The sequence below is a fragment of the Aridibaculum aurantiacum genome (assembly GCF_017355875.1).
Lineage (GTDB): Bacteria > Bacteroidota > Bacteroidia > Chitinophagales > Chitinophagaceae > Segetibacter > Segetibacter aurantiacus.
Window position 1 is genome coordinate 317,607 of record NZ_JAFEWC010000004.1, and the last position, 13,854, is coordinate 331,460.

Here is a 13,854-nt window from a genome sequence, read left to right on the forward strand (position 1 = left end):
AAAATATTTATAGAAGTAAGCATTTAGCAGGAAAGGGAGAATTGGAAAACCAGCCACTAATGTTTACGACTTAATTAAGCCAAACCAGATGCATTTAAAGTACGAATCACAAATCAGGGAACCACTGGTAGATGGTAACAAAGACTATCACCAGGTAACGGAAGACATTATTCGTCCGATAGAGGCCAAGCCGAGCAGGCTGTGGTATATAGGTTTCTTTATTTCAGTAGCCCTGTTGTTGTTTGGTGTTTACAGCGTGTACCGCGAGGTAACTTACGGTATAGGTGAGTGGAACCTGAACAAAACAATTGGCTGGGGTTGGGATATCACCAACTTCGTATGGTGGGTAGGTATTGGTCACGCGGGTACGCTTATCTCGGCTATCTTGTTGCTCTTTAGACAAGGCTGGAGAACAGGTGTAAACCGTGCGGCTGAGGCGATGACGATCTTTGCGGTAATGTGTGCGGGCCAGTTCCCGATCTTCCACATGGGTCGAGTTTGGATGGCGTTCTTTGTACTTCCTTATCCTAACACACGTGGTCCGCTGTGGGTAAACTTTGCTTCTCCACTATTATGGGACGTGTTCGCGATCTCTACTTACTTTACTGTATCACTGTTGTTCTGGTACTCTGGTTTGTTGCCTGACTTTGCAACAGTACGTGACCGTGCTAAAACTAAACTTCGTAAACTATTATACGGTGTAGCTGCATTTGGTTGGAACGGTAGTACAAAACACTGGCAGCGCCACGAGAGTTTGTCTCTTGTACTTGCTGGTTTGAGTACGCCACTGGTACTTTCGGTACACACGATCGTATCTTTTGACTTCGCCACTTCAGTTATTCCAGGATGGCACACTACCATCTTCCCTCCATACTTCGTTGCTGGTGCGATATTCTCAGGATTTGCAATGGTGCAAACGCTGATGATCGTAGTTCGTAAAGTGTTGAACCTGCAGGATTATATCACCATCGGCCACATTGAAGCTATGAACAAGGTAATCGTGTTGACTGGTTCTATTGTGGGTGTTGCTTACCTGACTGAGTTATTCATTGGTTGGTATAGTATGAACGACTACGAGCAGTATACCTTCTTCTATAGCCGTGGTAACCTGTTTAGCCCTTATGGCTGGAGCTACTATGGAATGATGTTCTGTAACGTTGTATCTCCACAGTTCTTCTGGTTCCGCAAGCTGCGTCGCAATATTGCTTTCACTTTCTTTATGAGTGTGCTGGTAAACGTAGGTATGTGGTTCGAGCGCTTTGTGATCATCGTTACTTCTCTATACCGCGACTACCTGCCAAGTAGCTGGAGCTATTACTATAGCCCTACCATTTGGGAGATCGGTTTCTACCTAGGTACTTTCGGATTGTTCTTTACATGTTTCTTCTTGTTTGCTAAGTACTTCCCAACCATTGCGGTGGCTGAGATCAAATATGTACTGAAAACAAGTGGTGAAAACTATAAGGATAGAATGACACCAATAGAAACACAGAAGGTGGATGAGTTTGTGCATGAGCACGCTCACTAGTTGAAATGGTGTGATTTGGAGATGTAGGATTGAGGGATGTTGGGATTATAAAATTTGAATTTTTTAAGCTTAATATATGGCGCTAAAAAGATTTGTTGTTGGATGCTTTGATGATGAAGCAGTTTTATTTCCAGCTGTGAAGAAAGTTCGCAATGCAGGTTATAAGATCCAGGATGTTTATACACCTTTTCCTGTGCATGGTTTGGATCATGCATTAGGTATGCGTGAAACAAGTTTGCACACTGCTGGTTTCATCTATGGCATTACCGGTACCACTACTGCATTGAGCTGCATGAGTTGGATATTTACCAAGGATTGGCCTTTGAACATTGGTGGTAAGCCAAACCTTCCATTACCTGCTTTCATTCCTATCACTTTCGAGTTGACAGTATTGTTTGCAGCGGTAGGTATGGTACTTACTTTCTGCTACCTATGCCAGTTAGCTCCATTTGTTAAGCGTCATCACTTTCACCCACGTGCTACCGACGATCTTTTCGTAATGGCCATTGAGTGTACAGAAAGAACCAATATTGATGATCTGAAAGGATTTTTAACCAGTGCCGGCGCTGTAGAAGTAGATTTCCAGGTGGCTGAGACCGGATGGTGGTTTGGCAGGTACGATAAAGAACAGAAACTATACGCCGAGGAACAAGCGATCGCAGGTTAAAACCAGATAAGAACAAACACAATGAAGAAAATATTTTTTATATCAACAGTTTCGTTAGCAGCCATAGTAATGGTAAGCTGCGGCGATGATGTAAAGCGTACACCAGGAAAAGATTATATGCCGGACATGCGTATGAGCCGCGCATACGAAACTTATGCTGATCACAGCAACCTGGCTGATAAAGGGATCAACTACAAACCAGAGCCTGTTGTAGGTACAGTATCAAGAGGTGAGGAATTACCTTATCACCTGCAAAACAATGAGGAAGGCTATGCGCAAAGTGCTGCAGTTACCAACCCTCTTCCTGATCTTACAGAATTGGAAATGACCGAGACTGACAGGTTGTACCAGATAAACTGTGCTATCTGTCACGGTGCTAAGCTGGATGGTAACGGCCCGCTGTACAAAGGTGGTGCAGGTCCATATGCAGCAAAACCAGCTACACTGGTTGGCGATCCAAATATTGAAAAACTATCAGAAGGTACTTACTTCCATGTGATGACCTACGGAAAAGGTGTTATGGGAAGTTATGCTTCGCAGCTTACCCGTAAGCAACGCTGGATGGTGGCTAAATATATCAAGGCTAAGCAAGCTGGTGCAGCTACACCAGCAGCAGGCGGCACAAATGCAGCTGATAGCGCAGCAGCAGGTGGAGCAACAACAGCAACAACACCCAGTAAATAATAAGAACAAACTGCAATCAAAATAATTTACGATGGCATCTACTATAAGAGAGCATTTTGAAGTAACAGGAAAGATGAAGACTTGGTCGTACGGTCTGATGGCGATTGGTCTGCTAGCATTTATCATTGGGCTTGTAACCAAGGGCATGAGCCACGATCCGCATGAGCAAGGAATTTTCTGGGGTACATTATTATACAACAGTGTATTCTTCCTGTTGATCACCAATGCCAGCATGTTCTTTATCTGTGTAACCACGCTTGCTCATGGTGGATGGCAGGTTGCTTTCCGCAGGGTGCCTGAGGCTATCTCTGCTATTGTTCCAATTTTCGGTCTTATTACCTTTTTGATATTGATGTTCATCCTGTTTGGCTTGGGTCACGGAGATCATCATCCAATTTACCATTGGCTACACCCTGAAGGAGATGAAATACTGATGGGTAAATCAGGATTTTTGAACGTAACATTCTTTGTTATCTGGAGTTTCTTGTCAATAGCTGGTTGGTCTTTCCTGGGTTACAGGATGCGTAAGCTGAGCTATGACACTGACAATGCTCCATTAAACTTAGAGCAAGGTAAAAAATGGGTGTGGAATAACACTGTTCGCGGTTCTATGTTCCTGGTATGGTTTGGTCTTACAGTGGGTTCTACTACGCCATGGTTGTGGTTGATGAGTATAGATGCACACTGGTACAGTACCATGTATAGCTGGTATACTTTCGCTAGCTCATTCGTTGCTGGTATGTCATTGATAGCTCTGTGGGTAATCTTTATGAAAAACAGGGGCTACCTGGAGTATACAACTAATGAGCACCTGCACGATATCGGTAAGTTCATGTTTGCGTTCTCTATCTTCTGGACATACCTATGGTTTAGCCAGTACATGCTTATCTGGTATTCTAACATGCCGGAAGAAACTCTATACTTCAAGCACAGGGTACAAGGTCCGTGGAAAGGAATATTTTTTCTAAACCTTATCATCAACTTCATCGCTCCGTTACTAATTTTGATGAAGCGTAGCGCTAAGAGAAACTATACCCTGGTTACCTTCATGGCAGTTCTTATCATCTTTGGACACTGGATCGATTTCAACCAGATGGTAATGGCCAGTGTATCGCAGGATCATGTAACGCTCGGCTGGCTTGACTTTGGTATCCTTGCCCTATTTGCAGGCATGATCATCTTCTTTGTTGGTAGAGCACTTACTAAGGCGCCGGTTGTTGCAAAGAACCACCCGTTCCTAAAAGAAAGTATCATTCACCACACCTAATAACTAACTACTGCTAATTATTACGAATAGAAAATATTAGAATAAAATGTCAATGTATTTCACCATCGCCGTCATAGTTTTAGTGTTTGTGGTCATCTTCCAGATAGCCAAAGCCAGTGAATATGTAGGTATACTGAAGGGAGAAGAAAAAACCAGGAAGCAGGCTAATAAGATCAATGGTTTCCTGATGGTGGCTTTCCTTGTGCTGGGCCTGTTGGGCGTATACTATTGTGATGTGGCACTAAGAGGTAAAATACTAGGTGAAAGTGCATCAGTAGAAGGTGAGAAAGTAGACGAGATGCTTTACCTTACCATTGCTGTTACAGGTATCGTTTTCCTCATCACACAAGTTCTACTGTTCTGGTTCAGTTATAAATACCAGGAAAAAGAAAACAACAAAGCATTCTTCTTCCCACACAATAACAAGCTGGAAGTTATCTGGACTGTAATACCGGCAATCGTTCTTACTGTACTTGTAGTAATTGGTTTAAGAAACTGGTTCATCTTCACAGGCGAAGCTCCTAAGAATGCTTTGGTTGTAGAGGTTACTGGTAAGCAATTCGGCTGGATATTCAGGTACCCGGGTAAAGACCAGGAGTTTGGTAAGAAGTACTTCAGGAATATTGAAGAAGGAACGAACTCTATCGGTTTGATCTGGGAAGACAATCCACAGGCAAACCAGAAAGCCGATCCATATGCTTTTGATGATATCGTAATGGAGCAAAAGGTTTACATCGTTAAAGGACGTCCGGTTAAGTTCATCATTGGCTCAAGAGATGTTATTCATGATGTGGGTCTTGCACACTTCAGAATGAAGATGGACGCTGTTCCTGGAACGCCTACTACACTTTGGTTTACGCCTAAGTATACCACTGAAGAAATGAAAGAGATCACTGGTAACTCCAACTTTGTATACGAGATCAGCTGCGACCAGATGTGCGGAAACGGGCACTACTCTATGAAGGGTACGATAGAAGTGGTAACGCAGGAACAGTTTGATACATGGATGGCAGGACAAAAACCTTATTACTTCGCAGCGTTCCCAGAAAAGGATCCGGCAGCAGCAGCTCCAGCAGGTGCACCAGCAGCTCCTGCAGCACCAGCAGCTGGCGCTGATACCACCGCAACTGCTTCTTTGAAAAAAAGCGGTGGCAACCAAAACAAACTGAAGTAATCAAACATTAGAAATTATCTGCCCTAACAGGCAAAAATTAATAGGTATGAGTAACGAGCAGGCTTTACACGCACACACTACCACAGGCCACGATGCACATCACGACGAGCATCATGGTGACCACCATCATCATAAAGAGACTTTCATTTCAAAGTATATCTTTAGCCAGGACCACAAAATGATTGCAAAGCAGTTCCTGGTAACAGGTATGGTTTGGGCAATTTTGGGTGGTTTTATGTCAGTAGTGTTCAGGATCCAACTTGGATATCCTGACCAGTCTTTCCCTTGGATGGAAGCTATACTGGGTAAATGGGCGCCAGGTGGTCGTATAACTGCTGACGCTTATTATGCATTGGTAACTACACACGGAACTGTACTTGTATTCTTCGTATTGACCGCGGGTCTGAGTGGAACCTTTGCCAACTTCTTAATTCCGTTGCAAATTGGTGCAAGAGACATGGCTTCGCCTTTTATGAACATGCTTAGCTATTGGTTCTTCTTTGCTGCAGGTATTGTAATGCTTTCTTCAGTTTTCGTAGAAACTGGTCCTTTTAGTGGTGGATGGACAGCTTATCCTCCTTTGAGTGCTTTAGGTTCTACATCGCCTGGTTCTAAAACAGGTATGGATCTATGGTTGATGAGTATGGCCTTGTTCGTTGTTAGTAGCTTGTTGGGTGGTTTGAACTATATCGCTACCATCCTGAATATGCGTACAAAAGGTATGACCATGACGCGTCTGCCTCTTACGATCTGGGCCTTGTTCTTTACAGCAGTTTTGGGTGTACTTTCTTTCCCTGTACTTTTTGCAGGTTTCATCCTGCTGATCTTCGATCGTAATTTTGGTACTAGCTTTTACCTGAGTGATATATATGTAAATGGTGTAGGGGCTCTTTCTAACGAAGGTGGTAGCGCAATCCTTTACCAACACTTGTTCTGGTTCCTTGGCCACCCTGAGGTTTACATTATCTTGTTACCTGCCATGGGTATGGCTTCAGAAATATTGAGTACCAATGCACGTAAACCGATCTTTGGTTATATGGCCATGCTTGGTTCTATGTTCGCCATTGCGGTACTAGCATTCCTTGTATGGGCGCACCACATGTTTGTATCAGGACTAAATCCTTTCCTTGGTTCATTCTTCGTACTACTTACATTGTTGATCGCCGTACCATCAGCTATCAAAGTATTTAACTGGCTTACTACTTTGTGGAGAGGTAATATCAGGTTCACACCTGGTATGCTGTTCTCTATAGGATTTGTAAGCTTATTCATTTCAGGTGGTCTTACAGGTATCTTCCTTGGTAACTCTGCCCTGGACATTCACCTGCATGATACCTATTTCGTAATCGCTCACTTCCACATTGTAATGGGTGTGGCTAGTATGTTCGGAATGTTCGCAGGTATCTATCACTGGTATCCTAAGATGTTCGGTCGCTTTATGAACAACACGCTTAGTTATATCCATTTCTGGATAACTATGGCTGGTGCTTACCTGATCTTCTGGCCAATGCACTACGAAGGTTTAGCTGGTATGCCACGTCGTTACTACGACTATAGCGTATGGGAAAGCTTCAAACAGTTCACTGAGTTGAATAAGTTCATCACCATAGTAGCTATCATCGTTTTTGCGGTTCAATTCCTGTTCTTGTTCAACTTCTTCTATTCTATCTGGAAAGGTAGAAAAGTAACTACTCAAAATCCTTGGGGTTCAAATACACTGGAGTGGACCACACCTATCAATCCTGGTCATGGTAACTGGGTAGGCGAAATTCCGGAAGTACACCGTTGGGCATATGACTACGGTAAAGATGGTAGAGAATTTATTTCTCAAGTAGAACCAGTAGGGGCAGACGAGAGTAAACACTAATAAAAAGCTGCTTGCACTTTATGTATAGCAGAAAGAATAAAAGTAAATGCCCTGATCAACTCAGGGCATTGGCTTAAAGAATATGTGCGCTTGCAATGATGAGTAAGACAGAAAATATATCAGCCAGTTTGACCTTGGCAACTAAAGTGAAAGACTACTTTCAGTTGATCAAGTTTACGCTCAGCTTCACAGTTGTATTTTCTTGTGTGGTTTGTTATCTGCTTGCTCCGGGTGTTACATATGATCTAAAAATGGTGCTCTTGCTTTTTATAGCAGGGATGCTGGTTACAGGCAGTGCAAATGCCATAAACCAGGCTGTGGAAAAGGATACAGATGCCATGATGAAGCGTACAGGAAAACGTCCTGTTGCCGACGGAAGAATGAGCCAGCAAGAGGCTTATACATTTGCCTTTATTGCAGGGCTGCTGGGGGTGTTCATGATGTGGTATTTCTTCAACATGGCCTCCGCTATCATTTCTGCATTCAGTTTGTTCTTATATGCTTTTATATATACACCACTAAAAAAGGTGAATTCAATAGCAGTATTGGTGGGAGCTTTTCCTGGTGCCTTACCTTGTTTGATAGGTTGGGTAGCAGGCTTTTCTCCTGATGAGCCTATTTGGTGGACGGGCGGTTTAATACTTTTCAGTATCCAGTTTCTTTGGCAGTTCCCGCATTTTTGGGCTATTGCCTGGGTAGCACATACTGATTATAGTAAAGCTGGTTTCAAATTATTGCCGGCAGATAAAGGACCAACAAAATTTACAGCGCTGCAAGCAGTAATGTACTCGGTGCTGATGATACCTGTAGGACTACTGCCTAAGTATATTGGTATAACAGGAATGGTTAGTTTGTGGATAGTGTTAGCAGCGAATATTTTCATGGTTGTGCAGTGTGTAAGGCTTTACCTGGAGATGGATGTAAAAGCAGCAAGAAGAGTAATGTTCAGTAGTTATATCTATTTGCCTATTGTTTTACTGGCTTTGTTGGCAGATAAAATCAGTTACTAAGGCTTAGTTAGCCAGTAATAGATGGTTACTATAAATGAGAGAAACTTACCTGCCGAAAGGCTGGTTGTGATGATGGAAATTGGTGGTTAGAATTTAAAAGTTTTTAATGATGATGGCAACGTATAGTCAAGAACAAAGAAAGAAGTTACACCCGCATAAGTTCACATTGCTAATAGCGATGGGAAGCATCATTATGATGTTTGCGGGATTAACAAGCGCTTATATAGTAAAGAGCAACCAGGTTAACTGGCTACAGTTTCCGATGCCGCCGATGTTTTGGTATTCTACAGTAGTTATTTTAATCAGCAGCTTAACCATTCACCTTGCGTCTAAAGCATTTAGTGCACGTGAAATGTCAAGGTATCGCACGCTGATAACTATTACAGCTGCTTTAGGAGTTGCTTTTGTTGTACTACAATGGTTGGGCTTTCAATGGTTGCAGGATAATGGCGTACAGATATTGGGAGCAGGAAGTAATGCAGCTGCTTCATTCATAGGGGTAATTACAGGCATACATATAGTGCATGTGCTTGGAGGTGTAGTAGCATTGTTGTTTCTTTTCTTTAGGGCGTTTAGCCGTACAAGAAAGAACTACAGCAGTACAGGAATAGAAATGGCTGCTATTTACTGGCATTTTGTAGATGGATTATGGATTTATCTTTTCCTGTTTTACATGTATGTAAGCGGGTAAACGAAGGTTTTAAATAAATAGATTTTTATACGGTGGATATAGCATCCACAATAAATTTGCATACCAAACTTAAACAGAACACATGGCGACAACTACAATTTCAACAGAGCCAAAATGGTGGAGCGGAGGGAAAAGTCCATTTAATGTAGAGTATGGAAAACTGATGATGTGGTACTTCCTGATGAGTGATGCCTTCACTTTTGGAGCATTCCTTATTGCTTATGGTACAGTCCGTTTTGCCAGCAATGGATGGCCTGACCCTAACGAAGTATTCCAGTCATTTCCTGGATTAGGTAGTGGTCTACCACTGTTGTTCGTGAGTTTGATGACCTTTATCCTGATCGTAAGTTCAGTAACTATGGTGCTTGCTGTAAAAGCAGGTCATGAGCGTAACAAAGCTGCTGTAATAAAATACCTGGTTTGGACAATTGTTGGTGGTATTGCCTTCCTTGCATGCCAGGCATGGGAATGGACACACTTACATCACGAGGGAGCATGGTGGGGTAGCAATCCTTTTCCTAACGCAGATGGATCTGCAGCTACAGCTAACTTCTCTAACTTCTTTTTTACCATTACCGGTTTCCATGGTTTCCACGTTCTTTCTGGTGTTGTCATCAACATTGTGATGCTGATAATGACCATGAACAACGTGTTTGAAAAGAAGGGACACTACCTGATGATCGAGAAGGCTGGATTGTACTGGCACTTTGTAGACCTTGTTTGGGTATTTGTATTCACTTGCTTTTACCTAATCTAATCACGAACCTCTATACAACTACTAACGTATAACTTATTAATATGGCACAAGTATCACAAACATCCCATATAGGGGAGCACAAAGAAAATAAGAATGAGGTTCGTAATGTTACCATCATTCTGTCGGTGCTAACCATCGTAGAATTGATTTTAGGCTATTGGATGTATGTAGCCGGTTTACAAGGTTTCCTTCAAATTTTTATTAAGGGCGTTATCATCATCTTGATGTTGGCTAAAGCCTTCTATATCGTTACATATTTTATGCACCTTGGCCACGAGATCAAGAATTTGATCATGACCATAGTTGTTCCTCTTGCACTGTTCATTTGGTTTATTATAGCTTTCTTGTACGATGGCAATAGCTATAAAAACCTGCGCAACCAGTACGACAGGCACCACTACGAGGAGAGCAACAAGACTTATAACACTCCGCAAAATGATGAAAAAGCGCATGGCCAGAGTGATAAGGCTGTTGAGAAAGGTAAAAAGCCACAAGAACACTAGATTGAATTACCGGATCATTTCGCATTATAATTTTATTGAACCATCGTCAATAGGCGATGGTTTTGTTTTAAATGTTTTTTGATGAATAAGAAAGCAGCCCTGGCGCTGGCAATAGCAATCCTTATCCCGCTTACTTGCTACCTGGTGATAAAGTTTGCCAGCGATGAAAGCATTGCGATGCCGCCCCGTTACTTCGCAGATTCTGTGATAACAAAAACGGTAGATGGCAAAACAACCACTGATACTGTATGGCACAAAGTGGGGGATATAACACTGGTAAACCAATTAGGTGATACAGTTAGCCTGTACGACATAAAAGGCAAAATGATCGTAGCTGATTTTTTCTTTACACGCTGCCCATCCATTTGCCCTACTATGACAAGGCATATGGCTAAAATGCAGCAATCCTTCTCGCACATGCGCGAGGGGCGAAGAGTTATTGACTCTACGGTTGTCAATTTTCTTTCGTTTAGTGTAGATCCTGAAAGAGACTCGGTACCGCAATTAAAACAATATGCAGACCGCTTTGGCGTAAACCATGACAACTGGTGGATGCTTACCGGCCCTAAGAAAGAAATCTATGATTTTGCGCTTAATGAACTAAAGCTTGGATTGCAGGATGGTGAAGGTGTGGACAGTTCCTTTATCCATTCTTCTAAGTTTGTTCTTATAGATCGTGATTACGTGGTGCGTGGATATTATAATGGTCTTGACACCACCTCCCTCAAGAAACTTTCTGCAGATATTGGTTTGCTCATGCTGGAAAAAGACAAGAAAAAGAAGCGTAACCTCTTCCGTAAATAAACCTTTGTACGAATAAATCGTTTTGTTTAAAACCCCGATCTAAATGTTAGAAGCAAGGATTCAGAAGAATGATAAGAAGGCCTATTGGCTAATATGTATTTTCTCAGTTGTAGTTTTTACCGTTATTACTTTTTTAGGAAGAATAGAACTTGATGTAGAGCCAGGTTTCGACATCCACATATTTGCCAAGATCAATGCGTTGACCAATACTGCTGTTGCCGTGCTACTGGTATGGGCATTGGTTGCGGTAAAAAACAAGAACTACGCTCTGCATCGCAACGTTATGTATGGTGCAATGCTACTTTCCATTGTGTTCCTGGTGTCGTATATAGCTCACCACCTGCTTGCGGGTGAAGCACGATTTGGCGATCTTGATCATGATGGCGTAGTAAGCGCAGAAGAAAAATTACAGGCCGGCTCCATTCGTATCGTTTACCTGGTATTATTGATCACACATATCATTCTTGCCGCTTTCATTCTTCCTATCATTCTGCTTACCGCCTACAGGGCTATGACTGGTGAGTGGCAGCGACACAGGAAGCTGGCAAAATATACATGGCCTCTATGGTTTTATGTAGCCGTTACAGGACCTATTATTTACTTGATGATCAGTCCTTACTATAAGTAGAACCGGGATTAAGAACCACGTTTACAAGCCATATTGAAAGAAGCAGGATATAAAACATCTTCCTTTTCCACCCGGTCATTCCAGATCCAGGACATCGTGGTTCTACAACTCTTCAACGGGTAGCCATAGGTGGATTTTAAAATCAACTATGGTATCATTCTCTACCTGAAGACCTTCCTGCTGCAGCAGTTCCTGCATTAAGGTTGGTGTAGAAAAATGTGCTTTTCCGGACAATATGCCATTGCGGTTTACAACTCTTTGCGCTGGTACAGGCGGTTGAACATAGTGTGCCTGGTTCATAGCCCAGCCTACCATTCGTGCAGATGAGCGGGCGCCTAAATATTCTGCAATTGCTCCGTACGTGGTTACACGGCCAGCAGGTATTTGCCGCACCACATCCCAAACATTCTCAAAAAAAGTATAATGACGGGAAGCATCACCTATGGGAAGTTTACCTGCATCATTCTTTTTTTTCATGAAGGGCGCTTAATGTTTTATAGGAGACTTTTCCCTGGTGGATAACAAATCAGTGCGACGTGGCTCGGGTACATTTATAAAGTTATAAGGGCAGTGCCTGCAGCCATTGCCACAGCAGCTTCCGCGTTCCAGGTGGTACTTCTCAGTAAGAACCATATAACCTGAAACATCATAATAAAAGTCTTCACCTTCCACCAGCTTCTTCTTCACTCAGTACTTTTTTAAGTTGTTCTTCGGCGTCAGCAGGTAAGCCTTCACCCAAAGAAAATTTCAGGTAATGGATGCGATTGCTCTGCGCTATATCCAGCTGCTCGTAATGGGTTTTTATCTTCAATTCTTCTGAAATGCCTGCCTGGGCATATACATCATCATAATCTTCTAAAAGGTTCAGCGAAAAGAGATTGATCACCTTTTTCGTGAATTCGTACAGGTTCGGGCTGTCCGTTTTTAAATGTATGACACCACCTTTAGCCAGCACCTGCTGGTAACGCAGCAGGAAGCGTGGATGAGTCAATCGTTTTTTGGCTTTACCTGGTGTAAGTTGCGGGTCGGGAAAAGTGATCCAGATCTCAGATACTTCACCTTGAGTAAAATATTCTTCCAGCTTTTGAATTTGCGTACGTAAAAAAGCCGCGTTAGCAAGGTTTCCTTCCAACGCTTTCTTTGCGCCAACCCAAATACGGTTTCCTTTAATGTCAACTCCGATAAAGTTTTTCAGGGGATACATTTTAGAAAGACCCACTGTGTATTCTCCTTTGCCGCATGCCAGTTCCAGCACCACAGGGTTATTGTTGCCAAAATGCTCCGCCCATTTTCCCTTAATATCCTGCGGGTACTCCAGCACATTATTGAATGTTTTGATCGCTGCAAACCGCACTAATTTTTTCTGACCCATAAGGCGGCAAAAGTAGGAAATAGCAACTGCATGCACAGCCAGCTTATTGAGGATAAAAAAAGCGCCCCGTTAGAAGCGCTTTTCGTGATCTTACATATTCACATTTGGATTTCCACTGCTATAATCACGGTCGTTACCGCGGTTCCTTTCTATTACTTTTAGCCTGTTCTCTACGTTTTTTACTCCCATAACCATGTCTGCCAGGTCTTCTGCACGTCGCTTTATATACCGGCTGTTGACCGTCCCGGTTAGAACTACTTCTGCATTTTCTACGGTCACTTCTATATCTGAAGCATCTACATATGGGTCGTCCATCAGGCGGTCGCTAACATCATCTTTTATCTTACTGTCGCTGCGTGTGTAGCCTTTCGGGCCTTTCCCCCTGAAGTTGTCTCTTACTTCATCCATCTTCCTGCGCTTTTCGGCTTCCTCATCGCCAAAGAACGCATACATTTCATCTACTGTTTTATCCCACCAGTTGCGGTTGTTGTTTTCATCAAAGCTCCTGTCGTACCTGCCATAATTGCTACCTGCATAGCCCGGATTAGGACGCATGTTTCCACTCCTTCCATAGCCGCGGTCACTATCGTCGCGGCTGTGTAAGTATTGGCCGCTGCCACGGTTAACACCCGTACTATTGCCATACACGCCGCGCTGGTAGTTATTATCATTGTCAAACTGGTTACGCTCCGGATCCATATGGTCATATTGATTGCGCTGGTCATTTACCTGACGTTGATTGCCATTGCTCCCATAGCGTTGCCACCTGTCTTCGTATCGCCTGCTGCGCGAGTTCGTGTTTTCGTTATTGTCTTCAATGTAGTCCCTGCCATAGCGGCTATCATTAATGCGATTATGTGCCATAAGCTGATTTTTAGTGTAAAGAATTACCCGGAAGGGCT

The 13,854-nt window shown here is 42.9% G+C and carries 16 protein-coding genes; 12 read left to right on the forward strand and 4 right to left on the reverse strand.

Annotation, left to right across the window (positions count from 1 at the left end):
* Positions 1-88: 88 nt before the first annotated feature.
* The 12 genes from nrfD to J4N22_RS19665 all read left to right on the forward strand — a co-directional run bounded on the left by nrfD (position 89) and on the right by J4N22_RS19665 (position 11,580).
* Positions 89-1,528, forward strand: a complete 1,440-nt coding sequence (gene nrfD / locus J4N22_RS19610; RefSeq protein WP_207497278.1) for an NrfD/PsrC family molybdoenzyme membrane anchor subunit — start codon at positions 89-91, stop codon at positions 1,526-1,528.
* Positions 1,529-1,604: 76 nt separating this feature from the next.
* Positions 1,605-2,195, forward strand: a complete 591-nt coding sequence (locus J4N22_RS19615; protein WP_207497279.1) for a DUF3341 domain-containing protein — start codon at positions 1,605-1,607, stop codon at positions 2,193-2,195.
* Positions 2,196-2,216: 21 nt separating this feature from the next.
* A complete protein-coding gene (locus tag J4N22_RS19620) occupies positions 2,217-2,879 on the forward strand; it encodes a c-type cytochrome (RefSeq protein WP_207497280.1) in 663 nt (220 codons plus the stop codon).
* Positions 2,880-2,910: 31 nt separating this feature from the next.
* Complete coding sequence (locus tag J4N22_RS19625; RefSeq protein WP_207497281.1) at positions 2,911-4,146, forward strand: quinol:cytochrome C oxidoreductase; 1,236 nt, start codon at positions 2,911-2,913, stop codon at positions 4,144-4,146.
* A 46-nt stretch (positions 4,147-4,192) separates the two neighbouring features.
* Complete coding sequence (locus J4N22_RS19630) at positions 4,193-5,320, forward strand: cytochrome c oxidase subunit II (RefSeq protein ID WP_207497282.1); 1,128 nt, start codon at positions 4,193-4,195, stop codon at positions 5,318-5,320.
* Between the two features lie 46 nt (positions 5,321-5,366).
* A complete protein-coding gene (locus tag J4N22_RS19635; protein WP_207497283.1) occupies positions 5,367-7,187 on the forward strand; it encodes a cytochrome c oxidase subunit I in 1,821 nt (606 codons plus the stop codon).
* A gap of 98 nt (positions 7,188-7,285) precedes the next feature.
* On the forward strand, positions 7,286-8,197 hold the full coding sequence (cyoE, locus tag J4N22_RS19640) for a heme o synthase (protein ID WP_207497284.1): 912 nt from the start codon (positions 7,286-7,288) through the stop codon (positions 8,195-8,197).
* A 106-nt stretch (positions 8,198-8,303) separates the two neighbouring features.
* Complete coding sequence (locus tag J4N22_RS19645; protein ID WP_242692307.1) at positions 8,304-8,888, forward strand: cytochrome c oxidase subunit 3; 585 nt, start codon at positions 8,304-8,306, stop codon at positions 8,886-8,888.
* Between the two features lie 82 nt (positions 8,889-8,970).
* On the forward strand, positions 8,971-9,645 hold the full coding sequence (locus tag J4N22_RS19650) for a cytochrome c oxidase subunit 3 (RefSeq protein ID WP_207497285.1): 675 nt from the start codon (positions 8,971-8,973) through the stop codon (positions 9,643-9,645).
* 41 nt (positions 9,646-9,686) lie between these two features.
* Positions 9,687-10,148, forward strand: coding sequence for a cytochrome C oxidase subunit IV family protein (locus J4N22_RS19655; RefSeq protein WP_207497286.1), 462 nt, complete (start codon positions 9,687-9,689; stop codon positions 10,146-10,148).
* A gap of 81 nt (positions 10,149-10,229) precedes the next feature.
* The gene (locus J4N22_RS19660; RefSeq protein ID WP_207497287.1) at positions 10,230-10,952 is read left to right on the forward strand and encodes an SCO family protein; all 723 of its coding nucleotides are present in this window, start codon (positions 10,230-10,232) and stop codon (positions 10,950-10,952) included.
* A gap of 43 nt (positions 10,953-10,995) precedes the next feature.
* Positions 10,996-11,580, forward strand: coding sequence for a DUF420 domain-containing protein (locus J4N22_RS19665; RefSeq protein ID WP_207497288.1), 585 nt, complete (start codon positions 10,996-10,998; stop codon positions 11,578-11,580).
* 102 nt (positions 11,581-11,682) lie between these two features.
* Here the strand turns inward: J4N22_RS19665 and J4N22_RS19670 are convergent, their stop codons facing one another.
* The 4 genes from J4N22_RS19670 to J4N22_RS19685 all read right to left on the reverse strand — a co-directional run bounded on the left by J4N22_RS19670 (position 11,683) and on the right by J4N22_RS19685 (position 13,816).
* Positions 11,683-12,057 (reverse strand): MGMT family protein, encoded by a 375-nt coding sequence (locus tag J4N22_RS19670; RefSeq protein WP_207497289.1) that lies wholly within the window; start codon positions 12,055-12,057, stop codon positions 11,683-11,685.
* Positions 12,058-12,066: 9 nt separating this feature from the next.
* The gene (locus J4N22_RS19675) at positions 12,067-12,267 is read right to left on the reverse strand and encodes a DUF5522 domain-containing protein (protein ID WP_207497290.1); all 201 of its coding nucleotides are present in this window, start codon (positions 12,265-12,267) and stop codon (positions 12,067-12,069) included.
* Complete coding sequence (gene trmB / locus J4N22_RS19680; RefSeq protein WP_207497291.1) at positions 12,242-12,952, reverse strand: tRNA (guanosine(46)-N7)-methyltransferase TrmB; 711 nt, start codon at positions 12,950-12,952, stop codon at positions 12,242-12,244. The genes J4N22_RS19675 and trmB overlap by 26 nt, the downstream gene beginning before the upstream one ends.
* A gap of 90 nt (positions 12,953-13,042) precedes the next feature.
* Positions 13,043-13,816 carry a BON domain-containing protein gene (locus J4N22_RS19685; RefSeq protein WP_207497292.1) on the reverse strand — a complete coding sequence of 258 codons (774 nt, stop codon included), beginning with the start codon at positions 13,814-13,816 and terminating at the stop codon, positions 13,043-13,045.
* Positions 13,817-13,854 lie beyond the last annotated feature (38 nt).